This is a genomic window from Marivirga sp. (assembly GCF_024636815.1).
Classification (GTDB): Bacteria; Bacteroidota; Bacteroidia; order Cytophagales; family Cyclobacteriaceae; genus Marivirga.
In genome coordinates, this window is the sequence record NZ_JAGXGF010000173.1 from 1 (window position 1) to 23,975 (window position 23,975).

20 protein-coding genes are annotated in these 23,975 nt (G+C 33.5%); 7 read left to right on the top strand and 13 right to left on the bottom strand.

Features of this window, described 5'->3' with window-relative positions:
• On the top strand, positions 1-409 hold a 409-nt coding region (locus tag Q0L29_RS12670; protein WP_296622194.1), incomplete at its 5' end, for a hypothetical protein.
• A 632-nt stretch (positions 410-1,041) separates the two neighbouring features.
• Here the strand turns inward: Q0L29_RS12670 and Q0L29_RS12675 are convergent.
• The 9 genes from Q0L29_RS12675 to Q0L29_RS12715 form a co-directional block, all read right to left on the bottom strand.
• A complete protein-coding gene (locus tag Q0L29_RS12675; RefSeq protein WP_296622195.1) occupies positions 1,042-1,296 on the bottom strand; it encodes a hypothetical protein in 255 nt (84 codons plus the stop codon).
• A complete protein-coding gene (locus Q0L29_RS12680) occupies positions 1,297-3,441 on the bottom strand; it encodes a penicillin acylase family protein (RefSeq protein WP_296622198.1) in 2,145 nt (714 codons plus the stop codon).
• 150 nt (positions 3,442-3,591) lie between these two features.
• Positions 3,592-4,635, bottom strand: a complete 1,044-nt coding sequence (locus Q0L29_RS12685) for a serine hydrolase (RefSeq protein ID WP_296622200.1) — start codon at positions 4,633-4,635, stop codon at positions 3,592-3,594.
• Between the two features lie 151 nt (positions 4,636-4,786).
• Positions 4,787-5,530 carry a hypothetical protein gene (locus tag Q0L29_RS12690; RefSeq protein ID WP_296622201.1) on the bottom strand — a complete coding sequence of 248 codons (744 nt, stop codon included), beginning with the start codon at positions 5,528-5,530 and terminating at the stop codon, positions 4,787-4,789.
• Between the two features lie 114 nt (positions 5,531-5,644).
• Positions 5,645-6,253, bottom strand: a complete 609-nt coding sequence (locus tag Q0L29_RS12695) for an HAD family hydrolase (protein WP_296622203.1) — start codon at positions 6,251-6,253, stop codon at positions 5,645-5,647.
• Positions 6,246-7,112 (bottom strand): decaprenyl-phosphate phosphoribosyltransferase, encoded by an 867-nt coding sequence (locus tag Q0L29_RS12700; RefSeq protein ID WP_296622205.1) that lies wholly within the window; start codon positions 7,110-7,112, stop codon positions 6,246-6,248. Before Q0L29_RS12700 ends, Q0L29_RS12695 begins: the two co-directional genes overlap by 8 nt.
• Positions 7,112-7,471 carry an SxtJ family membrane protein gene (locus Q0L29_RS12705; protein ID WP_296622206.1) on the bottom strand — a complete coding sequence of 120 codons (360 nt, stop codon included), beginning with the start codon at positions 7,469-7,471 and terminating at the stop codon, positions 7,112-7,114. Before Q0L29_RS12705 ends, Q0L29_RS12700 begins: the two co-directional genes overlap by 1 nt.
• 2 nt (positions 7,472-7,473) lie before the next feature.
• Positions 7,474-7,623 carry a DUF5989 family protein gene (locus Q0L29_RS12710; protein ID WP_296622208.1) on the bottom strand — a complete coding sequence of 50 codons (150 nt, stop codon included), beginning with the start codon at positions 7,621-7,623 and terminating at the stop codon, positions 7,474-7,476.
• A 26-nt stretch (positions 7,624-7,649) separates the two neighbouring features.
• Complete coding sequence (locus tag Q0L29_RS12715) at positions 7,650-9,512, bottom strand: carbamoyltransferase (RefSeq protein ID WP_296622209.1); 1,863 nt, start codon at positions 9,510-9,512, stop codon at positions 7,650-7,652.
• Positions 9,513-9,715: 203 nt separating this feature from the next.
• Between Q0L29_RS12715 and opgC the strand changes: the two genes are divergently transcribed.
• Positions 9,716-10,786: an OpgC domain-containing protein gene (opgC, locus tag Q0L29_RS12720; RefSeq protein WP_296622211.1), complete on the top strand. Its 1,071-nt coding sequence runs from the start codon at positions 9,716-9,718 to the stop codon at positions 10,784-10,786.
• 99 nt (positions 10,787-10,885) lie between these two features.
• Positions 10,886-13,105: an exopolysaccharide transport family protein gene (locus Q0L29_RS12725; protein WP_296622213.1), complete on the top strand. Its 2,220-nt coding sequence runs from the start codon at positions 10,886-10,888 to the stop codon at positions 13,103-13,105.
• 43 nt (positions 13,106-13,148) lie between these two features.
• Here Q0L29_RS12725 and Q0L29_RS12730 read toward each other — a convergent pair whose 3' ends face one another.
• A complete protein-coding gene (locus Q0L29_RS12730) occupies positions 13,149-14,078 on the bottom strand; it encodes a sulfotransferase (RefSeq protein ID WP_296622216.1) in 930 nt (309 codons plus the stop codon).
• A 218-nt stretch (positions 14,079-14,296) separates the two neighbouring features.
• Between Q0L29_RS12730 and Q0L29_RS12735 the strand changes: the two genes are divergently transcribed.
• The 3 genes from Q0L29_RS12735 to Q0L29_RS12745 all read left to right on the top strand — a co-directional run bounded on the left by Q0L29_RS12735 (position 14,297) and on the right by Q0L29_RS12745 (position 17,828).
• Positions 14,297-15,496 carry a glycosyltransferase gene (locus tag Q0L29_RS12735; RefSeq protein WP_296622218.1) on the top strand — a complete coding sequence of 400 codons (1,200 nt, stop codon included), beginning with the start codon at positions 14,297-14,299 and terminating at the stop codon, positions 15,494-15,496.
• A gap of 117 nt (positions 15,497-15,613) precedes the next feature.
• Positions 15,614-17,044, top strand: coding sequence for an O-antigen ligase (locus tag Q0L29_RS12740; RefSeq protein ID WP_296622220.1), 1,431 nt, complete (start codon positions 15,614-15,616; stop codon positions 17,042-17,044).
• Between the two features lie 79 nt (positions 17,045-17,123).
• Positions 17,124-17,828: a TolC family protein gene (locus Q0L29_RS12745; RefSeq protein WP_296622223.1), complete on the top strand. Its 705-nt coding sequence runs from the start codon at positions 17,124-17,126 to the stop codon at positions 17,826-17,828.
• Positions 17,829-17,951: 123 nt separating this feature from the next.
• Here the strand turns inward: Q0L29_RS12745 and Q0L29_RS12750 are convergent, their stop codons facing one another.
• The 3 genes from Q0L29_RS12750 to Q0L29_RS12760 are packed head-to-tail and all read right to left on the bottom strand — an operon-like array spanning position 17,952 to position 22,226.
• Complete coding sequence (locus Q0L29_RS12750; RefSeq protein ID WP_296622225.1) at positions 17,952-19,382, bottom strand: right-handed parallel beta-helix repeat-containing protein; 1,431 nt, start codon at positions 19,380-19,382, stop codon at positions 17,952-17,954.
• 53 nt (positions 19,383-19,435) lie between these two features.
• Positions 19,436-21,055: a hypothetical protein gene (locus Q0L29_RS12755; protein WP_296622227.1), complete on the bottom strand. Its 1,620-nt coding sequence runs from the start codon at positions 21,053-21,055 to the stop codon at positions 19,436-19,438.
• A complete protein-coding gene (locus tag Q0L29_RS12760; protein WP_296622229.1) occupies positions 21,042-22,226 on the bottom strand; it encodes a hypothetical protein in 1,185 nt (394 codons plus the stop codon). Before Q0L29_RS12760 ends, Q0L29_RS12755 begins: the two co-directional genes overlap by 14 nt.
• A 346-nt stretch (positions 22,227-22,572) precedes the next feature.
• On the opposite strand from Q0L29_RS12760, the gene Q0L29_RS12765 reads away from it, so the two are divergent.
• The gene (locus Q0L29_RS12765) at positions 22,573-23,892 is read left to right on the top strand and encodes a flippase (RefSeq protein WP_296622230.1); all 1,320 of its coding nucleotides are present in this window, start codon (positions 22,573-22,575) and stop codon (positions 23,890-23,892) included.
• The last annotated feature ends 83 nt before the right edge of the window (positions 23,893-23,975 follow it).

Consider the following 23,975-nt stretch of genomic DNA (forward strand, 5'->3'; position numbering starts at 1 on the left):
TTCCGGTGTTATGGGAACCGCTGAGTTATGGTTGGATGGTGATCAACTTACAGTCACAATCCAAGCTTCAGGTTTAGAGCCTGATATGTTGCACCCGCAACACATTCATGGTTTTACAGCAAATAATGCAAATGCAACCTGCCCCCCGATGTCAGCTGATTCTGATGGCGATGGTCTGATTGAATTGGGCGAAGGCCTTCCTTTTTATGGACCGGTATTATTACCATTGATGCCTTTTCCAATGGCAGAAAATGGAACCATTGATTATACTGAAACATTTACCGTAGAAGGTGATGTGCTGCCGATTCAAAACAACTCAATTGTACTTCATGGTATGACGGTTGATGGGCTGTATGTGGCCACATTGCCCGTAGCTTGTGGAGCAATTATGCCAAAGCGTGGTAGATAAACTGTAAATTATGTCTAGTCCTAAATAAGCGATACAGTTTTACTAGGATACAAATTTTAGATAGCACTGAGAATTTTCTTGGTGCTATTTTTCATTTTATAGGTTGGTCATAATGAAGCACAACGCCACTGTATGAATTCATGGCGTTTTAAAAGTACAAAAATTTCAGTTTACTAATTAGTCAATCCTGCGGGTTGATGGACTATCCACAAAGAGCCAAAGGAAAAACAACCTACTGAACAGTCATGATTTATACAGAATTTTAGCAACATTCTTTACTTTACTTCATATGTGATTTTAGCGTTTTTATTTTATTCTTAAAAAGTATCCTCTGTTGGAATAGTAACCGTCTTTTAATTTTGCACTTCTGTTCACATGCCAAACACAAGCAGCTATTGCTTATATTTGTTGTTGGCAAAGGATCGATAATCATTTTCTTTTCTTTTTCATGTAAAATGTATACTTATTTTCAAACAATAATGGTAAAACGCAATTTTAAGGTTGATAACTTGCATCTAAGCTCGATCATAAGGATGCGATCAACGAGAATTAACCCTAATCAAATGAGAATAATACCATTTTTATTGATTCTGACATTTTTTTCCTTTAATCCTCCTGCAATTAGTCAAACATTAATTAATAATTACAGTCCTCCCTATAAACTCGGGGTGTTTATCGATGGCTGCAATGGAGGCTGTGATATAGATTTTATCAGAACGGAAATTACGGCCGTTGACTTCTACAGGGATAATGAAAAAGCTGATGTCTTTCTGCTCATTAACAATAACAGATCTGGTGGCGGTGGACGACAATATCAACTGATTTTTATTAGAAAACTTAGTGATTATTGATATTTCAACATGACCAGAAAGAAAATTAGTCTCCATCTATCTCAATTTCATTTCTCCAGGCCTATATTCCACCTTTAAATTCTCCAAAATTTCTTCTTCTGTAAAAAAGACTGGCTTCAGTTTTCCTTGGGCATACAGCTTAGCCTGGTCATCATAATGATCTGATTCAGGGTGGCTGCTTTCTCCGTAAGGGATAATGGATTTGGCTTTTACCTGCTCTCCAAATTCAACTATTGAGACATAAGAATCTCCCGAATGAGCACGAATATTTAATCCTTTCAAACCTACATCAGGTAAATAGCCTTCAAAATCACCTGAGGATGCAAACATGATTCCTGTTATTGAAATCCCTCCGCTAATGGGATAACTGGTTTCAAGTGAATCGAAACTATATTGCTCAGGGTCTAGCGTGCGCTGGTGTCTGTAAATTCCACCCCAAGGCACTTTCCAAGAGCCTTTTTCATTCTCAAGTTTTTCTATGGCTTGCTCAAAAGCTACCAAATTGGGAAGCTTTGTTCCAATTCTCTGTTGGTGATAACTTTTGAAGGTCCAGATATAGAATAAGGAAGTTTCCACAGACTCACTACTACTATACTTATCCCAAGACTGCAGTAATTTCAAGGGTTCTTCAATTTTAGCAATTCTCTCTGGATCTTTTCGATTCACTTCAATCACTTCCTTCATTAAAGCTTGCAAATTTTCGTTTGCATTCTGGATATAGGTATCAAATTTAGCGGACTCGAGAGATGCAATTGTAGCATTTTGTATGGTATCCAACATATTCCTAGCCCTAATGCCTCTATTCGTATTGATCTCATAATACTTCATATAATCGGGATAATCATCTGGATTAGGATTTTCATTGGTGGTCGTTTCAAAAGGATCGTTGTTGCAGTTTTGGATGTATCCACAATCAGGGTTTAAGAGCTGTGGCAATTCCTCTAAACTATGGTAGCCTTGCCATTGACTTTTCTTCAAGCTTCCATCCACGGGGCGTTGCCAATTTAAAGAAGTATCACGCTTGGGTATGATGCCGTTATACAGATAGAATATATTTCCTTGGTCATCTGCATAGGTGATATTATGCACATTAAGTGAATTGAGGCGCAAAGCGTCCTTAAATGATTCAAGGTTTTCCGCCAGGGCCATTTGGTAAAGCTGGTTGAGCATGCCGCCTTTCTCTAGTCCCGCCAGTTTTATACTAAGTGGCTTACCACTTTCAGAATCGGATAAAATTGGGCCGTGAATTGTTTTCCGGTAAGTTATTTTTTGATATGTAAAACCTGAATCAGTCTTAATCTTCATGCTATCCTGATAAGATTCCACCTTTAAATATTCTTCTCCAAAGCTGTAAAGAGAAGAATCCTCAGGGTGATCAAACTGAATTTCATAAGTATCGGCTACATCAGGGCGATTGACTGTCCAAGCCCAACCTAAATGTTCATTATGTCCCATGACAGGAATAATTCCTGCACCATAGGCAACCACTCCATAGAAATTCAAGCCTTCCTGACTTGTCAATTGTACTTCATAGGGTTCATTATAATTGAGGTGAGGATTAGTAACCAGTATAGCATTATTTGACTTGGTTTTTCCTTTACCTAAAGCAAAAGCATTTGATCCAATACTTTTAATATCATCCATCAAATACTCTACAACCATATCGTCATTCACGCGCACTTGACCCAATCCAGGAAAGGCATTGTTTCTATATTCTGCCAAAATAAACCAAGGTTCAAAGTAAGTGAGTAATTTGGGACTTACTTCAGGATTATTTTTCAGGTAATAATTTAATCCCAGCGCATAGGCATCACACAATTTTTTAACTTTTGGATCTAAGGATTGGTATTCTTTCTTTGAGAGCCGTTCAATTTCAAATGCTTTTATCCGAACGTCATTGCTTTTTCCAGCTTCACCTTCAATTTCTGCTAATCTTCCAATAGACTGAATGAATTTCAATTCAATTTTATGAAACTGATCTTCTGCACGAGCATAAGCAAAACCAAAAATGGTACTTTCATCTGTTTTGCCTTTCACATGAGGGATTCCATAGATATCTCTATAAATGGTGACTTCGTTGGCTAGTTTTTCAGCTGTGGTAGGTTTAGAGTCTGTATTTTTACAAGCATAGCTTAGTAATAATATGAAGCTGAAAAGTAAATAATTGAGTTTTTTGTTCATGGATTTTTTTGTTGGAGAATAACTTCTAGCTAAAAGTAGTAGCCGGTTTAGAAACTGCTTTATTTTCCAGCTTGAGAATTAAAAATAAGTATTAAAAGATTCTTTATCACTATTGATCCCAATAATAGTGTTATACTGTTATTGTATACTCTATTTACCTTCATCATTTACAACAGCTTCAATAATCGGATATCTAATCTCGACATATTTATCAGTGTTAGATAAGTAAATAACAACTAAGTCCTCATTTATCCCTCTCATTATTTGAGATTTATAACCATTTGCTCCACCATTGTGACCAGCAAATAGTCGCTTTTCACCATTTATTACAGGATCGTTTATAAACCAACCAAAGCCATATCTTATTTTGTTGCTGAAGGGGGTGAAAATTGTTTCTACTCCCGTATTTGAGATCAATTGAGTTCCTCTTAGTGCTCTGTCCCATTTAAATAAATCTCCCACTGTAGAATAAATTCCAGAAGCAGAAAATGATTGCGACATATCCCAATGGGGAGCATATAAAAAGCTACTATCTTTTTGGATATAGCCTGTAGCAAAGTTTTGTTGAATAGTATCTTGAGAATAGTAATCGGTATTTCTCATGTCTAGTGGCTCAAGTATATTTTCTTCCAACAATTTGGCAAAGTCCTTATTTGTCACCTTCTCTAATATTACTCCTATTAAATAATACCCTACAACACCAGAATACTCGAATTGAGCACCTGGTTCAAAATCTAAGTTTGCCTCAGCATAATTCTGGATAAATTCTTCCTTTGTCATTGGTTTATACCTGTCTGTCAAGTTTGGGTTCGGAATACCATGAGTGTGAGTAAGTAAATGCCTGATTGTAATCTTGTCTCCAGTTTCATTTCTGAAATTTGGAAGATAAGTTGTAATCGGCACATCTAAGCTTAGCTGCCCAGTTTCAGCTAATTGCATGACTAGCATTGCTGTAAACTGCTTTGTCAGTGAGCCAATTAAAAACTTTGTATCCAGATTATTTTCAATTCCGAATGATTGATTAGCTATTCCATAAGCTTTCTGAAAGATAACTTGTCCATCTTGTCCCACTAAGACTACCCCACTTAAATTTTCTTTAGAATCTATTTCATCAAAAATTTCTGAGATCTTTTCAACCTGGCAGTATGTTGAAATGCTTGATAGGAAGAATAATATAGTTAATATAAATTTCATATTTTTAAGTGAATATGCTAACCTTGAGCTAAGAAAGGTGGAGCTTTTCAAAACACTTACCTGTCCGCCTGTGATTAACTTAGCCAAGAATAACGAACCCTCCGGAAACCACTTTCCGGCCCATGATTTTTTAGTTCCTGTGTAGCAACCCTTATTCATAATTAAATTGTTCAATGTAAATAAGACTTTTTTCGTTCTCTATTTGATAAACTCTATTTTCGGAATCAAATTTATAACTGTATTCATAAAAAGATAAAGGTTGAGAGTAATCATCTCCTACAAATGGATGAACTTTCTCCGTACCGAATATGTGTTTAAAAAAAGGCTTATAGTCAATCCTTAAAATTCCGATAGATTTGATTAAATTTAATGGGTTTCTTTTGCTCAAATCGTAATCTAAAAATTCAACATAAATTTCTGTCTCGTCTTCAATTGAAATAATATTTTGGTTTGAGTCGTAATTCAAGTTCTTTGTTTGAATATTATCTGTATTAAACCCTACTTTATAATCGGCTAATGTTTCCCCTCTGAAATTGAATTCAGATATTTTTTGGTTTTGGATGTTATACACTTCTGCAAAGTCATTTAACCAAATTACATTAAAAAAAACTTCCCCATCTCTAATTTCTTTAAGAACACGACCATTGTCGTCATACTCAAATGTGCTGAAATGACTATATTGTGGATTACCCATATTTGTGTAATTTTCTGAAATCACTCTTCCTTGTCTGTCGAAAGAATATTCCTGAATATAAATAATTTCGCTGGGGTCATTTTTTAATTTCAGAGAGTATTTAAGAGAAGTTACGTTACCTTCTGTTGTGGATTTAATTCCTTCGTCAGAGCTACATCCCAAAATTAAAAGTCCCAAAAAAATCAAAATTAAATTTTTCACAATATTTTATTTTAATGGTTGCCAACATTTGAACGCCTACACCTCATGATACACGGACCTAGTATATACTTCTAGCAATATATGTAATTCGTTCAACTTTTAAAACTACTTGTTTCAACTAAACCCTCTGTAAAAAGCTCTGTCAGCCATGGAAAGCATTTCTTTATCGCCTGTGGAGTCTCCGTAAGCATAAACCGTATCGAACTTACCCAAATCATATTTTTGCTTTATTCGAATGACTTTTTGCTTTCCTTTGCAGTTTTCTCCTGCTATTTTCCCAGTCAATTTACCATTTTGAATTTCCAATTCTGTGGCTATTAAATCAATCCCCTGGTCTTCGCACCAATAGTTAATCCAGTTCTTGGGAGAAGCGGATACTACAACTATTTGATGATCATTTTCTTTATGCCATGTCATTTTATTCAAAACTTCCGGCCTCATTTGATTGATTAAGATTTGTTGGGTAAATTTTTTACAGTGCTCTTCAAATAAAATTAAATCACAGTTTTTAAAAAACTTCTTAAATATTGCTTCCTTCCCGTTTTTGCTGCTGATCAAGTTTAATTTAAATAAAACTAAAACAGGTATCAGTGGAATAATATTTAAATAAAACTTGCTATTACCAGATAGGTATTTAAGAAAAAGCCACATGCTATCTTCTTTCGTGATCGTACCATCGAAATCAAAAAAAGCTATGGACGGTTTTGCTTTAACTTTAGACATATAACAAAATATAAAAAGATAATACCCAACCGAATAAGACCATTAACAAGAATACATCCTTATACAATATTTTAATGGGTGATCCGCTTTTCTTCTCTACCATGGTGATCTGAAGATATCTCATCAATCCGGCTATCACAAATATGCAGGTTAAAAAAAGATATTCGGATTCATATCTAGCTTGCACTACATCCGAAACGGTGTACATGATGTAGGAAACAATCATTACGGCTGAAAGCAGCGTTAAACAAGCATTAATAAAATCTAAATTATAACCTGAGGAAGATTTTCTAATGCTTTTACTCCCATTTTCAACGCAAATCAAGTCATCCCTTCGCTTTGCTAGCACAAGAAATAATGACAAGAGCAAAACCATAATTAACAACCAATGCGAAACAGGAACAGCCGATAATTCACCTCCCCCTATCACTCTCAATATAAACCCAAATGCAACGATAAAAAGATCTAAAATGGCAATATTCTTTAAGCCAAAAGAATAGGCTAAGTTCAATACTATATAGATTGAAATGCAGATAAAGAATATGAAATGAATATAATAGGCTGCCCCTAATGCAATGACAAATAACACAATGGCTATAAAAACAGCTGCTTTAATACTTATTTTTCCAGAAGCGATTGGTCTTTTTCTTTTTTCCAGATGTTTTCGATCTTCCTCTACATCAAAAACATCATTCAGGGCATAAACTGCACTAGCTGCCAATGAAAATATGATAAATCCTGCTAAAGCATGAAAAAACTTATCATTGGAGAATAGTTCTCCCGCAAAAAAGACGGGTAAAAAAACAAAAGCATTTTTTATCCAGTGACTGGGCCGAAGTAATTTTATGTATGCCAGCATCACCAAATGTTTTCAAGTTCTTCCTTATTGTACAAATGATTTCGCTCCTCAAAATTTGAATCTTTTGGTTGCTTCAATCGCAAAGGGTCTTTTGTAAACAATCGTGAAAAAAGCGCAATAGGCGTTAAAAACAAATAGAAAATAAGGCTCAGTATTATTCTTGTATTAATCCACCCTAAAATAAGAGCAAGTTTCATCCATAGCCAGTTAATTCCCTGTGTTATATTCTGAGAAAGGGCACCAAAAACTGCAATTGCAACAGCAATATATAGCAATGCTTCTAACTCAAAAAAGAGGTAAAACAACAGAAAGCCTGCAGTTATGACCAGGACATTCCTAAATTTGTCAGAATTTCCCATGTCTAAAACAATGTATAGATAAATGGTGCAATAGCAGAACTACCACCCAAAACTAAAAGCGCTCCAATCAAAATAAGGAGCATAATCACAGGTGCTAACCACCATTTCTTTCTGGCTTTAATAAAGTGCCATAAATCTGATAAAAAATCCATCTCTGTATATTTAAAAATATAAAGTTTTAATCTAAAACGTACATCTCTTTCCAGTTGTCCGTTTTTTCCCATTCAGGCTGTTCGGACTTGTCAAAAACAAATCTCCCCATCACCAAATAATCCATTTCTGTTCGCATAAAACATCGGTAAGCATCTTCGGGAGTGCAAACAATAGGCTCCCCCCTCACATTAAAGCTTGTATTCACCACCATTCCGTATCCTGTTTTGGATTTGAAAGCATTAATCAAGTTCCAATATTCATTATTTGTCTTCTTAGAAACCGTTTGGATTCTAGCAGTGAAATCCACATGTGTAATAGCAGGAACATCCGATCTCAGCCCGTATAGTTTATCCCTTATGGGAAGTGACAAATAATCTATCGGTAAATTTTTCCTCCTGGATTCTTTAATAGGCTGTACTTCCAACATATAGGGTGAGATCACTTTCTCCTCAAAGAATTCCGTAGAATCTTCCTCTAAAATGGAGGGTGCAAATGGCCGGAATGATTCTCTGTATTTTATTTTTAGATTCAACTTTTGTTGCATTTCCTCATTTCTTGGATCACCTAATATACTTCTCCCCCCTAAAGCCCTTGGCCCAAATTCCATGCGACCTTGAAACCAGCCCACAGCTGAGCCTTTAGCTAATAAATCAGCTACTGAGGAATAGAAGGAATCAGCATCTTTGATGAATGAATATTTAGCATCATATCTTTTGGCCACATGCTCAATATCCCTATCAGAATAAGACGGCCCTAAAAACGAACCATTAAGCTGGTCAACCTCCTCAGAAATAATCCGATTGTTCTTGAAATAAATATAATGGGCTATCAGGGCTGCGCCCAGAGCACCACCTGCATCTCCTGCAGCTGGCTGAATGAAGATGTCTTTGAATATTTTTTCATTCAATAGCTTACCATTTGCCACACAATTCAATGCCACACCACCTGCCAGGCACAAATAATCACTTTGGGTAATTTCTTTTGCGTGGCGAGCCATTTTAATCACAATCTCTTCTGTTACATTTTGAATGGCCAGACCCAAATCACAATGTTTCTGCTCAATTTCGGCTTCTGCTTCCCGCTTTGGTATACCAAATAGTTTTTCCCAAGCTTTATGCTTGACCATTTTTAGCCCGGTTGCATAATTGAAGTATTTTTGATTGAGCCATATAGATCCATCATCATAAATATGGATTAATTCAGACTTGATTACTTCCTCATAGTTTCTGATCTCTACATGGTCTTTTCTGCCATAGGGGGCTAATCCCATTAATTTATACTCGCCTGAATTGACCCTAAATCCTAAAAAATAAGTAAAGGAAGAATACAATAAACCCAGGGAATGAGGAAAATTTAACTCCTTTAAAATAGTGATATCCCTACCTTTTCCGTGACAAATAGAAGCGGTTGCCCACTCGCCTACACCATCAATTGTTAAAATGGCAGCATCTTCAAAATTAGATGGAAAAAAGGCACTAGCAGCATGAGACAAATGATGCTCAGGAAACAATAGCTTAAATTTTTTCTTATCGAAGGCCTCTATTTTCTTAAGCTCGTCAACTATTAATTTCTTTAAGAAAATCTTCTCTTTAAGCCAAACAGGAATAGCCATAATAAAGGATTTCAATCCTTTGGGAGCAAAGCTATAATAAGTTTCTAAAAGTCGTTCAAACTTTAAAAATGGTTTATCATAAAAGACGATGGCATCCAATTCATCTATAGTAGTAGCACATTCATCCAGGCAAAACTTTATGGCATTTGATGGGAATGAAGGATCTTGTTTCTTGCGTGTAAAACGCTCTTCTTGTGCCGCAGCTATTATGTTACCATCTTCAATAATGGCTGCTGCAGAATCATGATAAAAAGCTGATATACCTAATATTTTCACTTAAATGCTTTAAGATTGATAGTTTATTAAAAAATTTCACCTTAAAGAAGGGAGGGAAGTATAATTGGTTCTTGATATTTTACTAAATTTACTAAAACTCTTTGTATTAAAAAAATTATATTTTGATATGTGGGAATGTTTATAAGTTCTAACAAGGTTTTGTAATAAAAATAGGAGTACTTGCAGTCAAGTTAAATACAATAATGAGTAAAAGAGTACACTTTGTTGATTTCGCAAGAAGCTATGCTATCTTTTTGGCATTAACCGATCATTCATTTAATGATTTCGGCATATGGTCAACTTATGCTTTCAGCGAATACCCTTTTATAAAGCTACTCACAACATCTGCCACCCCATTATTTCTATTTCTATTTGGGATGATGCTGGAACTTATATATTTAAGAAGATTGAAAGAAAAAGGCTTATCGGCCATAAAACCCAAGTTGTTTAAAAGAAGCTTTCAATGTTATCTGGGATTTATTTTAACTTCAATTGCTGGTTTAATTGGTGGCTATCTGACGCTTAAAAGTGCTTTTGCAACTACCTTTTTTGCAGCAAATACCCATTACGGAAACATACTAAAGATTTACAGTGTACTGATCATTCTTGCTATTCCTCTTTTGCTTATTCGAAAAAAATATGGAATCTGGAGCCTTATCGCACTATCTATAGCTATTTGGTGCTTTTACCCAATTTTCAATTCTATAGATATCAATAATGGAAGTATTAATATTTTCATGTCCGCCATGTTTGGAATTGGAGAATCAGGGGGGCCAAGCGTATTGCATTCGATTAGCATAGTGAGCATTGGCATGTTATCAGCTAGTTTTATTGATTTTAAAGACAAATGGAAGTTTCCAAAATACAATGCTATTTTATTACTGATATTATTAACCATTACAGGCTTCATATTATTCATTACCCCGTGGGGAGAATTTTTGGACAAATATTTCAACAACATTTATAGAGATACAAATCACCCGATTTATTACAGTGTGGCCTTATCTTTAGCCGTAATTCATATCATAATTTTTTCAGCATTAATTCCTTTGGGCACTAAATTAAAACCATGGACAAAGCACTTATTACTCTTTGGGCGCAATTCCTTAAGTGCTTTTACTATCGCCAATATTATTTTGAATCTGATATTTTTAAGAATTGAGAATATAAGCTTTAGTTTTCTAGCCCCTTTAGGCTTTATACTAATAGTATATATTTTAATATTCATATATGAGAGGATTGATAACAAAATGAAAGCCAAGCAACTCTCTTAAAATAAATCGAAATGAACAATTATATCATAAATTAATACTAATTACGTCTAAGTATAAAAATATTACGTTCAGATTATTTAAACCTTAAAACTATTACCAATGGATATATTATACCTTTTAAATGTGCTCTGGAGAAAGAAATTGATAATAATCATTATCCCTTTGATTTCAATGGCGGCCGCTTATCTTTTTACTATGAATATAAAGCCCAGCTACCGGGCCAAATCACAAATAGCAACAGGCTTCACCACCAACGAAGGTGTTAACATATCAGATGAGAAATTTAATGTTAGGGGGGTTGATTTAAAATTCAGCAATTTAATGGCTACCATGGAATCAGGAACCATCTTCAATATGGTCTCTTATAAAATGGCAGTTGATAGAATTAACGAACTCTTGGAGTCTGATAATCTTAAATCTAATTTTACTAGAGATGAACTACTTTTGGCAGAAAGTATTTTTCAAACCCATTTAAGAAAACAAGAGACTTTTTCAGTTGATCATGAGCATTCAAAATTATTGAGAGACATCTTAAATGAATTTCAATATACATTTAGCTTCTTTCAAAATGGCTTTGATATCAAAAGAGTACCGAATACTGATTTTATCCAAGTAGCATTTGTTTCTGGAAATGCTGGAAAATCTGCTAAGGCCGTAAATATTTATTGTGATCAATTTCTAAGATACTATATAAACAACAAAAGAGAGTCGAGTAGCGAATCGGTTACTTTTTTTGAAGAATTAAAAAAGCGAAAAAAAGAGGAACTAGACGATAAAAACGAGGCACTCAAAGCATTTAAATCAAACAACAACCTTATAGGAAGCAGCACTGAGGGAGACAATCGTTCAACTCAATTATATGATTTGGAATCACAAAGAGACCAGATTAACAATAATATTTATGGATTGAGATTGCAACTTGAAGATTATAGGACCACTCTGGCTGAGAAAAACGGTGGTAACGGAAATTCATTAATCTCAAATTCAAACGAAAGGGTTTTGGAGATTAAGAAAAAAATAGATCGACTAAATGATAAATTTATAAGCTCAGGCTCTAATAATTCTGGACTTTTGGACTCGCTTAATTTATTAAGGCAACAGTATAAAGTAGAATTAACTATGATGGAAAGGGGGAATTCCGGACAAAACACCCAAGGGCTGAGTGCAGGAGAAATTAGTGACTTGATAAAAAGCACTGCAATTGAATTACGGGTCCAGGAATCAAGACGTAATGATATTAATTATAATATCAATGAAATTAGAGGAGGCTTATCAAGCTACGCCAATAATGAAGCAATTTTAAGCTCATTAGAAAGAGATGCGCAAGTAGCTTCCGATGAATACTTGGCAGCTGTGGAAAAATACAACGAAGCTCAAAATAAATTAATGGCATCAGCAGGCTCCATTAGACAAGTATACAAAGCGGCTACCCCGGCAAGTCCTGAATCTTCCAAAAGATTAATAATTATAGTATTAGCTGGTTTTGCCACATTTGGCCTTTGTATTTTTACAATAATTGTTATGGAAGTAATGGATAACAGCATCAAAACCCAAACTCAATTTGAAAGACTTACGGGCTTAAAACTTTCAGGTAGCTTAGTGAAAATTGACACTAAAAAGCTGAACTATATTAATCTGTTTACCAAAAAACAAGATGACCCGGAATTAGAGTTATTTAAGCATTTTCTAAGGAAAATCAGATACGAAATAGAAAATGATAATGCTAAAACATTTTTAATTACCAGTGCTAAGGTTGGGGTAGGAAAGACATTTGTTATTTTTTCATTAGCTTTTGTATTGAGCATGATTAAAAAAAGGGTTTTAATTATCGACACTAATTTTAAAAACAATGCCTTATCAAAATGGCTAATCACTACCAATAAAAAAACAAAATACCTTGACCAAGGCAAAACTGACAGTACTAAATTAAAAATACACACAGAAGGAGAGGGAAAGGAAAATAAAGCCCACGATGATGTTGACCTTGTACAGACCACTAAACATAAAAACATTTTCATCATAGGAAATGGGGGTAGTTATGAATCTCCTGAAGAAATATTCTTCAATAAGGATTTCAAAAGCCTTATTGATGGTTTGTCCAATAAATTTGACTACATCCTTTTAGAAGGATCAGCATTGAATGATTATTCAGATTCCAAAGAATTAGTGAAATATGTTGATAAAATTATTCCGGTATTTTCATCTACAGAAAGCATAAAACAAATGGACAAAGATTCTATAGCATATTTGAAAAAACAAAAAAATAAGCTTACCGGTTCAATTCTCAATCTAGTAGGTTATGAAAATTTAAATATCTAGGACATGATAGTAGCTAAGCTGAAACTTTTTAAGTAAAGCCTATTTATATTAACCAATGACTTAAGTCCTTATTGATTAGCTTCTGTAATAGTAGAATATCTTCCTTATAAATGTCAGTTGATATTTTATGCTTCAATTCCTTTGTCAATTTGGGTTTGGTGAGGTTTTTACTTCTCATATCATTTACCTTTTTGAAAAGGAATTTATTATCCTTTATTTTTTGGATATTTTCTTCTGATATGATTTTTTTCATTCCTCGGAAGAAAAAACTATTGGGGCCAATCAATTTATCAACTATAGGATTTTTAATAAATCCAGATTGATTATAAGTAATAGAAAAATCTATTTCGAATTCATCATCAACACCTAAAAATTGAAAGATCTCTTTATGGAGTTTCTCTGGATTTCCTTTTAACTCCTCAAACAAAAAGACTTTAATTTGGGATTCATTGAAAAGCTCAAAATACTTGGATAGATATTGACCATAAAAGCCTTCTTTTATCAAATCATTTCTCTCCCACCATATAGAATTCTTATCTAAGCAATCCTCAAAATTTTGAGTGGGTAATTTATTTTCTCTAGCCAGGTGTAAATATCTGGAATATAATCTTTCTGCAGGCTGCCTTAAAATAGCAATCAACTTAACATCAGGCATGTAATGTTTTATCCTATTAGGGGCATTTTTATGATACATATAAGTGTTTGATGTCTCTCCCTTTACTTGTTTTGGCAAAGCTTTTTCAAACAATTTCACATAATCATCAATATTAGTCACCGAACTATTATAATGATTCAGCTGAGGACTTCCTTCAAAATCCTTGGCTGAATTTAATTCATATCCAAAGAAATTAGGTTCTTTAACCGGACTTATATAAATATCAGGATGTTGCTTCAAATAATTATCCACACTAGTGGTTCCTGACTTCCCAGCACCAATTATCAGGAAATCAGGCAGGTTTGTATTTAAATTCATTTGTTTCAAAAGTTAAAAAATCAAATCTTAACGTATAGCCAGAATGTCTTAATAGGCATTACTAAATCTTACTTTAAGCTTCAGAAATTATAGACTAGATACATCTCAGTCAATATTTTCGATCTCGCAAAAGCTCGGCTTTTATTTAATTCTATAAAATTACATTATTAATCTGCACATCTCTAATTTTTCCATGTAATATTTTGTATATTTATGAAATGGATTTTACGCATATTTTTTATATAGCTTTAGCTAAATGGGATGGGCAATATGCTTCTACTGCATTTTCTATAGCTGAGGAATTTTCAAATCGACAAAAGAAGGTTTATTATGTGGAAAACCCCCTGACCTTAAAGGACATTTTCTTGAATATCCATAAAAATGAGATAATCAGAAGGCTTCCTGCATTATTCTTAGGCATAAAAAGCACTTATGAAATAAAAGAAAATTTAATTGCGGTCACGCCTTCTGCAGTTTTGCCTATCAATTGGATGCCAAGAGGCAATATGTATAGTCTTTTAAGCAAATTCAATAATAGCTTATTTCAAAAATCAATCAGCAAAATTATAAAGGAGGAAAAACTCAGAAATTATATAATCTACAATTCATTTAACCCATTTTATAATTTCAATTCTACCGCCTCAGGTCGTAAACTCTCCATTTATCAATCTGTAGATGATATCAGTCAATCAGAATATATTAAAAAACACGGAGCCTCCCTGGAAAAAACGTATGCTAAATCAGCTGATTTAATACTTACAACATCATCTCATCTTAAAAAGAAATTAAGAAAATATAATCAAAACACACATCTGGTTGCTAATGCTGCCAATGTAAGGCTGTTTAATAAGGCATTAGACGAAAATGGAAGTATAAATAAAACAGAATCAATTTTAGATGATTATAAAGCAGTAATAGGCTATGTGGGCAATATTTGCCATAGAATTAACTATAAATTGCTTTTAAATATTGCGGATAGATACCCTAAATATTTGCTTTTGATGGTCGGTCCTGTTAATGCTAATAATCCAGACCTGCAAAAGCTTAAAAAATACAAAAACGTATTCTTTACGGGTTCTAAAAAACCAACTGAACTTATTCCTTATCTAAGAAGAATGGACTGTTCTATTATTCCATTTCTTAAAAACAAGTTGACTAAAAGTATATATCCCTTGAAAATAAATGAATACTTAGCGGCTGGCCTACCTGTGATAACCACTAATTTCTCAGAAGATATTAAAAGTTTTAAAGAGGTTATATACTTAAGTGAAAATGAAGAAGAGTTTGTTCATCATATTCAAAAAGCCATTGCTGAAAATACCACCACACTCATCCAAAACAGAACCTCTTTTGTGGCTGCTAATAATTGGGAAAACAGAACTCAACAGATATTAGAAATCATTCAAAATCAAGCTTGAAATGAAAGAAGATAATAATGAAAAGCGGATTACAATAAAGGACTTTATTAGATTTTTATGCATAGCATATGTGGTTTTCATCTATTTGATAATTTTTCTTAAAATCGTATTGATAGAATGAAAATACTTGAGAAAAACATTACTGCTAATCAAATTATAAAAGTTGTTGTTCTTCTTTTATTGGCCATCCTTATCCCCTATTTGATGGTCAAAACCACTTATATAGTAGCTCCATTTATTATACTTTCTATTTTAGCTGCATTTATATTAGGATTTACCTTCTGGAATTACAGATATGGTATTTATATTTTATTTATATATGGTTCCTTTCTATTTCTTATTGATCGAATCCTAATGGCAGACATTCCTTACGGAATAGCTTTTGATTTCATTATATTATTAATCTTTATTGCACAATTAATTCAGCAAAAAGGAAAAGAAAGCTTTCAATGGAAATTTAATGAGCCGATTGTAATCATTCAATTCCTTTTTTACGCCTATTTTATTCTGCAAATCGCTAATCCGAATGCGGTTAATATTTCAGCTTGGATGGCCTCGGCTAGGTTCTTAACTATTTTCGTACTGTTCTATGTACTCATCCATTTTTTCAATTCTAAGCATCAAATAAAGATATTCAATACCCTGTGGATCACCATTGCTATGTTGGTAGCAGCCTATGGGATATTTCAGGAATATTTTGGCCTTAGAGAATTTGAATGGAGATGGATAAGAGCTGTCCCAAACCGCTATGATTTATACTTTATATGGGGCAACATGAGGAAATTCTCAATTCTATCTGACCCCTCTGCCTATGGTCTTTTCTTAGGTTTTAGTGGCTTATCAACACTTATGATGGTTTTTGGTCCCTACTCATTATCCAAAAAACTCGGGTTAATTTTCATGACCTTATTTATGTTTTTTGCTATGTCTTTTGCAGGGACAAGAACAGCTTATGCTATGGTGGCTGTAGGTGTTGTATTATTTGTTCTTATGAATTTACATAAACCAAAAATATTGGGCGCAAGCATATTTATGATTATGCTTTTTACTGTCTTAATGGTTGGCCCTTTTTATAATGCCCCGATCAACAGGATGAGGTCTACATTGAATTTCTCTGAGGATGCATCAATGAACGTACGTGATATAAAAAGAATTCGCTTGCAGAAATATGTGAAACAAAATCCTATTGGAGGCGGCATCAATACGGCCGGAAACTCTGGTTTACGATATTCCAGAGGCCATCCATTAGCAGGAACTTACGATCCTGATAGTGGATACTTACGAACTGCCCTAGAAATGGGATGGTTAGGCGTGTTTCTGGTGATTTGTTTAAATGGTGCAATTGTAATCAAAGGAATTTTAAATCACTTCCGACTTAAAAGCACACTTTTGAAAACATATAATCTGATGTATGCCATTCCATTTTTAGGTTTGTCGGTGGCTCATTTTACTCAAGATGCATTATTTCAAAAACCAATAAACATACTTGTGATTGCCACTTATGCTCTTATGATTAAACTACCTGATTTAGATGAAAACTTACAATAAAATGCTTATAAATAACTTATTAAATTCTTTTATGAAAACATTATAATAGATTAATAATCAATTACTTAAATAAAATGACATGAAAAAAACTATCTTAACCCTCGCTATCTTGATTATGGTTAGCTTAAATGCTACTTCCCAATCAATTGACTACAACAAAATTATACTTCCGAAAGGGATTTCCGACATCAGCTATGAAGAAAAACTAGTACAAATAGCATGGAATAATCATCCCTCCAATGATGAAGTAAAAAAATCTGTTGCCTTGGCCAAATACGACCTAAAAATAGGGAAATTAGATTGGCTAGATGCATTTAAAGCGTCAGCAAACTTAAATGAGTTTAATATTGATCCTTCAAGCGATATTGCAAATAGATCCTTATTTTTCCCTAGATACAACTTTAGTCTTTCTCTTCCATTAGGTCAACTTTTTACGGATCCAATGGTAACCAAAAAAAATCATATAAAAGTTGAAATGGCTGAAAGCAGAGTAAACAATGTGAAAATTCAACTTCGCAAAGAGGTTTTATCTGCGTATAATAATTACTTAATGTTTGAAGAAATTTACAAAATTCAATCTATAGCACTGGAAGATTCAGAAATGAACCACAGTATAATAGAAGAAAGCTTTAAACAAGGAGAAGAAACATATGACAAATATAGTGCAAGTAACACACAGATAAGCCAAAGAAAAATAAGTAGACTTCAAGCTTTTAATGATATGCAGAATGCAAAATTAGTCTTGGAATCTTTAATAGGTATCCCTTTAGAAGATGTGATGTAATTCTACTTTACAAAAACGAAAAAAGCTTCATTGAAACGATTTTCAATGAAGCTTTTTTATGTATAAAATTTATTGATTACACTATATATGTAAGAAACTTATCATCTATCATGGACAATTGGATCAATCTTGTTGATATTCAAAAGCTCCAATATCTACCGAACTACCTGCTGGGCGAGGGTCGTCTTTATAATCAAATATAACACCAAGCTCGTAGGTCTCATCAATACCTGCATCAATTAAAGGCGAATCACTTTTTAATCGTAATTTTCCATTTCCAACATCAACAAACCCCAGAGATTCTACATCTTGTGTGAATAAATTATTAGCTGAATCTAATTCTGCTCCTTTTGATGTCATGTCACCTCCTACGCCTGCAAAAACATTGTTCATTAGTCTTTTTACCCCTCCATCATCGTTGTAAAAAGTAAAACCGACCTCACCTATATTTACAAAAGTGTTATTCAATATGTTATGGTAACCATTTGGAATACGATAAACAAATTGACCGTGAGCTCCAAAAAACCCATTTCCTTTTGCATTAACTATCACATTGTTGAAAATATCTACATTACCCATTCCTTGGTATTGGATTCCATTTCCGGTTCCATCCATAATCAGATTATTATAGTATTGACCTGTAGAACCCTCTCCAATAAATAGTCCTTCATTATGAGCACCATGGTCTCTCAAACCAAAACCTCTAATTTGATTGTCAAAAACCTCCACATTACGGTCAGCATTTTTAATCTGAATTCCATCAAAGCCTACATTTTCAATAATATTATCAAATATTCGGATGTTTTGAATAGAATGGGAGTAAGTAACTTGACCACAGTCTTTTTCTTTTCTACCAGCGTAAAATCCATGGCCTACATATAAGCCTTCTCCTCCGGTATCATGAATATAATTATTACTAACCTCAATATCTTTCATAATCCAGGCCTGCCTTGTTTCATCTGTAAATAAATCACAGTCTTGATAAGGACTGGTTTTTATTCCGATTCCTGAAAATCCAGAATTTTCGCCTCGACCACCTGGTTCTTTACCAGCTACTTCTATTTGTGAGATCGTAAATGAATTAGTGAAATATTCCATCATAACAAAGAAACCACTTGACGTGGAAACTTTTATTCCATATTTCTCTTTGGAACCATCTCCTAATAATTTAAAATGCTTTGAATTCTGAAATTTCATTCCAAATGACCCATCAGAATCAATGGTTGCTACCCCTCCACAATTTTTTATGATCACAGGGTCAGCCATGGTGCCTACTATATTTTTAAATAATAAAGGCCCATAATTTCTACCCGACTCTAGACAGATCACATCCCCGGGTTGAATATTCAACTCTTTACCATTGGTTTCATGTTCATTCACTATGTATGTACATTCACCACAATCTAAAACTTCACTTACCTCAGGTAAGTCCACTTTATCATCAGCAATTAAGCCTTCCTCACTTACTCTTTCGCATGAAAAAAACAATCCAATAATAATCAATATTGACATTAATTGCATAACGGTCCTAAAATTTTTTTTAATTCCATTCATACTCGACATACTTTTATTATGTTAAAAAATAAAAAATGCAGATGATGATGAGATTATTCTGTTTTTAATTGATAAACTTCAATGTAGGATTCTTCGGGAATTCTTGGTGCTAAAAATTTAAACTTAAACTTATAATTCTTTACAATACACTCTTTTACTTCGTAAGAATAAAAGTTATTAAGATCAGGTATGTCTTGAAACAATATCAAATTATACTCTTCCCTCTCAATTTTTTCGCAAAAATACTTCACTTCCCTATCGAAAAATGCTACGCCTTGATGATACCATAAGGGATGATGAGTCCCTTTTTCCGTTTGATACGGCATCTCAAAGGCCAATTGTGTCAATTCTGACATGTTCAACACTTTCAATTCATTTTTAAGTTCCATCCTATTAGAGATCTCTAGAATCTTATAGATTCCAGTTGCTGTCTCTTCTGGTATTTTCACTCCTTTAAAACTTTCCAGATCAGGAACTACCCAATTGGAACGCTTCATTTTTGAAGTATCATTTTCCAAAACATAAGTGTTTTTAGAAACAACATCCTTTTCGGTGGTTTGAAAGTATGATTTTACTTTTGGTCGAATGTTTCTTACCCAGAATACATTTGACCACCAAAGCCCAACCAAGCAAACAACAAGAAATAAAGACCATATTTTATGAAACACGATTTTATTATCAAATTGAAGTAGAATAACACCTGCTATAATACTATGGTAATAAATGTTTCCATCCAATGGCGTATAACTTGTCACTTGAATAACGGAAGCTTGAAGTAAAATAAATAGTCCAACAAATAATGGAAGGACTATTTGAATATCAAAAATTGCACTCCAATTTTTGTTTATCTTGTATACTAAAATGGCAACGAGTAAAAGTAGATAAAATTTTATCCATTTAGATGCCCCTAGAAACTCATCAAACAAATCAAACAGAGTCAGGCGTGAGAAATGAGGAGATTGTCCATAATTAAACCAATATTCAAAGTTATACGATAGAAATGGTACAATTAATAATACCATGCAAACCACATAGCTCCCAGCAAAAACCAGAACACTCAAGTATTGCCTTTTCTTAATTGAAGCGAATAAAATAATGAGCCCTGAGAACAAGAGTGCGAACCCTCCCGTATCTTGTTTTGTCATAAATGATAGGCCCGCAAAAGCTGCTGCAAGAAACGAATAAAGAATCAGTTTTTTATTTTCTTCAGCAGTCACAACTTTCAATGCAAAAAGCAGGGATGCCATTTCTAACACAAATACTAAATGATTGTACCAGGGCCAAAAATTGAATAATGTATAGGATAACACAAAAATAACTAAAGCTACTATTCTAGCCCCTACATCTAGTTTTAGCTGTTTAAATATTCTGGTGAACAGATAATTTGAAATGATATTAATAAAGACTTGAACCTTAAGTAGCGTAATTACATAAGGGCCTAAAATTTTAAAGAATAATGCAGGCAGAAGCCAAAACACATAACCCACCGGAGTTCCAAAATCCCGATAAGGAATCTCGCCCATAGAAATTCGATAGGCTCCTTCCCAGGCTAAAAATAGATTTATCCGATAAGGAAATGTAAATAACAAGGGGATAAAAGGTGTTGCAATAATTATCCCCCACTCAATTATCCTCAGGGAATCATTCCGATTTAATTGGTTAAAGCTTTTCATTTTCTAGTTTGGGTTGATAGAATAAATAAAATATAAGCGATAATACTGTTGGTATAAAATAGATCAAAAATGAAATAGCCCAGATTCCGTATGGGACACCATATTGATTATCACCGAAAGCATTTTGGCTTAAATCTGTAATATATGGTGCTAAAATAACGACCAAAAGAATCATAAGTAATGAAGCCACAAGTACATACTTGTTCTTAAGAAATTCAATCCATAATTCCTGATGCTTCTCTATAATTCTCAGGCTTGATATAATCACCCATGGAAAAATCAAATACAATAATCGAATTTCATTGAAAATCCCGAAAAGAAAGGTGGTTAAAAATATGATTAAAACAGATAAAACAACAGCTTTATATGAAAATAGCCCAATAGTATCCTCTTGATTTTGATTGGTTTCAAAAGAAAAAATAAAGTGTGGCCATAAATAGGAAAATGATAAAAAACTAAAAAATATTATTTGAATAGGATTTGATAAATTCCAATTTAACCCCTGCCAAAAATCATATTCATCTGCACCTATCAACCACCTAAATGCAATCCAAATCAATAATGGAAGTGCGCTCAAAATTAACTTTCTGATTAATGGGAGCTTAGCAAAAAGTAATACAAAAAATGGTAATAACAATAAGGTTTCCCTAACGAATACCCCCAAGCAGGCTATGATTAAATAAAATACATGATTCCTATTGTAGAGAAAATAAATAGCCGATAATAAAAACAAAAAGGCCATTTGATCTTCTCTAGTGTGAATAGGAAGAGTATATGCAAATAACACAGGGACCATGCTTAGATGTAAAAACACTCCCAAAAAGGCCATAGAACTTGATTGTAATATCTTCTGTAATACCAGATACAACATGCATGAAGTAGCAATGAAAAAGAGCCAACTTAAAAATAAGTAACTCCAGTAAAATTTCTGATTTTCACTGGCATGCCCTGGAATAATCTTACTAAGATTTTTAACCACCATAGGAAAGAGCATTCGGTATTTGAAAGGTGGTTTTTCACTTAATTCCCAATCAGATAAAGTCTGGGAAGTAGATTGCAATTCTTTCGCTAATGTTTCTTTACTTTGAATATAGCCATCAAAAGCATACTGATTTAAAAAAAATAAAACAGAGCTTAAAATTGAAATAACAAATAATCTGAAATTTAACATTGGTTGGTTACGAACATATACCCGTAAACGTGAGCATGCACTTTAATGATTCATATATTTCTTAGTTAATGAATATTATTACATTGTGATTTTAATCGAAAACAATCTCTTTTATACAGAACACTAAATAATACTTATAGTAGCTCAAACTTCACTAGTTACTTATAGATATCTATTAAATATTAATTTTCTTTACTTTTTATAAACTGAAATTCCAGCTTTACAGATATAATTACTTTTAAAGGAAGTTTAATATTTTATATTTTTAAATGAAGCTGAGATAAATAGCAGAAACAATGATATAAGTATTAAATTTAGCTATCAGACTATCTAACCAATAAGCTTCATGACCAAAAAACAATCCTATTGGATCCAATCAGGAAAGTTTACTTTGCTGGAAAGGGTATCCGTCCTAATTTTTGGAGTATTTACTTTTATTCTGCTCGTAAGAATATTGGGGAAAGAGGAATATGGTGCCTGGATGTTGTTTATTTCATTAGCCACCTTGTTGGAAACCGCAAGAAATGGATTTTTTAAAAACCCACTAATCCGGTTTAGTAATACAAAAAACCAATCAGACAAAGGATTGATTCAGTCCACTTCATTGGTATTAAATATTATATTTTCCCTTGCTGTTGCATTAATACTATCATTGATAGCAATCCCTTTGGCAGAGGTATGGCAATCACCCAGCTTGGTTCAATTGCTCTATATTTTTATTCCAACCAGCTTAATTTTAGCGCTATTTTTTCATCTTGATTATATCCAAAGAGCAAATTTTCAATTCTTTGGACCTTTCTTAGGCTATTTTTTTAAAAATGGGATTTTGTTTTTTGTAGTCCTTGTCCACTTCTTTTTTGAAATTCCGCTTACTTTATTCCAATTAGGTCTTTGGTATGGGGCTTCTGCTTTAGTAGGAACGCTTGTTTCATTTATCGCAAGCAAAAGAAAGCTTAGTTTCCAAATGAACAAAAGGTGGACACGTGAACTCTTTTCTTATGGAAAATACACTTTAGGCACTAACATCAGTGCTGTTTTAATGCGAAATATTGACATTTGGATGATTGGCTGGTATCTGACCCCAGCTGCCGTGGCTGTCTATAATGTAGCTATCAGGATTGCCAACTTATTTGAAGTTCCTTCCATGGCGCTTGCCAGCATTCTTTTCCCCGAAGCTGTTCGCAGAGCAGAAGCTGATGGAGAAGCGGCTATGAAATCTTTATATGAAAAGTCTGTGGCTGTGATTTTATTGTTCAGCGTTCCCTTTGCAGTTTTTGTGATTATTTTCAGCAATCAAATTGTATCATTATTAGCCGGCTCAGAATATGCGGAAGCAGGTATGATTTTAAACATCACCATGCTTTACGGCTTATTGATTCCATTCAACAAACAAATGGGAGTAGTGTTGGATGCAGTTGGGAAAGCTAAAAGAAATATGTTTTTCGTAATGCGAAATGCAGTAATCAATACAGTTCTCAATATAATTATGATTCCATTTTATGGCGTAATGGGTGCCGCTTTTGCTACTTTAAGCACTATGGTTATAGTATTATTGATTAATCAAGTCTATTTGCATAAAAACTATGACATCTCTCTAAAAAGCATAGGTTTTTATTCTGGAGATTATGGGAAAAAGGCCTTTAAGAAAGTTTTTAAAATGAAGTAGACTACCATTGATAAATAGTTTTGTAATAAAGTCTTTTATCTTTTTCTTATTTTATACTGTCAATCGACACCCCTATAATCCTC

Excerpts from the sequence above, each read along its gene's own strand:
- Q0L29_RS12675 (WP_296622195.1), bottom strand. The coding sequence starts at position 1,296 with ATGGAGACTAATTTTCTTTCTGGTCATGTTGAAATATCAATAATCACT.
- Q0L29_RS12680 (WP_296622198.1), bottom strand. The coding sequence starts at position 3,441 with ATGAACAAAAAACTCAATTATTTACTTTTCAGCTTCATATTATTACTA.
- Q0L29_RS12685 (WP_296622200.1), bottom strand. The coding sequence starts at position 4,635 with ATGAAATTTATATTAACTATATTATTCTTCCTATCAAGCATTTCAACA.
- Q0L29_RS12695 (WP_296622203.1), bottom strand. The coding sequence starts at position 6,253 with ATGTCTAAAGTTAAAGCAAAACCGTCCATAGCTTTTTTTGATTTCGAT.
- Q0L29_RS12700 (WP_296622205.1), bottom strand. The coding sequence starts at position 7,112 with ATGCTGGCATACATAAAATTACTTCGGCCCAGTCACTGGATAAAAAAT.
- Q0L29_RS12705 (WP_296622206.1), bottom strand. The coding sequence starts at position 7,471 with ATGGGAAATTCTGACAAATTTAGGAATGTCCTGGTCATAACTGCAGGC.
- Q0L29_RS12710 (WP_296622208.1), bottom strand. The coding sequence starts at position 7,623 with ATGGATTTTTTATCAGATTTATGGCACTTTATTAAAGCCAGAAAGAAA.
- opgC (WP_296622211.1), top strand. The coding sequence starts at position 9,716 with ATGAGTAAAAGAGTACACTTTGTTGATTTCGCAAGAAGCTATGCTATC.
- Q0L29_RS12725 (WP_296622213.1), top strand. The coding sequence starts at position 10,886 with ATGGATATATTATACCTTTTAAATGTGCTCTGGAGAAAGAAATTGATA.
- Q0L29_RS12730 (WP_296622216.1), bottom strand. The coding sequence starts at position 14,078 with ATGAATTTAAATACAAACCTGCCTGATTTCCTGATAATTGGTGCTGGG.
- Q0L29_RS12735 (WP_296622218.1), top strand. The coding sequence starts at position 14,297 with ATGGATTTTACGCATATTTTTTATATAGCTTTAGCTAAATGGGATGGG.
- Q0L29_RS12740 (WP_296622220.1), top strand. The coding sequence starts at position 15,614 with ATGAAAATACTTGAGAAAAACATTACTGCTAATCAAATTATAAAAGTT.
- Q0L29_RS12745 (WP_296622223.1), top strand. The coding sequence starts at position 17,124 with ATGAAAAAAACTATCTTAACCCTCGCTATCTTGATTATGGTTAGCTTA.
- Q0L29_RS12750 (WP_296622225.1), bottom strand. The coding sequence starts at position 19,382 with ATGAATGGAATTAAAAAAAATTTTAGGACCGTTATGCAATTAATGTCA.
- Q0L29_RS12755 (WP_296622227.1), bottom strand. The coding sequence starts at position 21,055 with ATGAAAAGCTTTAACCAATTAAATCGGAATGATTCCCTGAGGATAATT.
- Q0L29_RS12760 (WP_296622229.1), bottom strand. The coding sequence starts at position 22,226 with ATGTTAAATTTCAGATTATTTGTTATTTCAATTTTAAGCTCTGTTTTA.
- Q0L29_RS12765 (WP_296622230.1), top strand. The coding sequence starts at position 22,573 with ATGACCAAAAAACAATCCTATTGGATCCAATCAGGAAAGTTTACTTTG.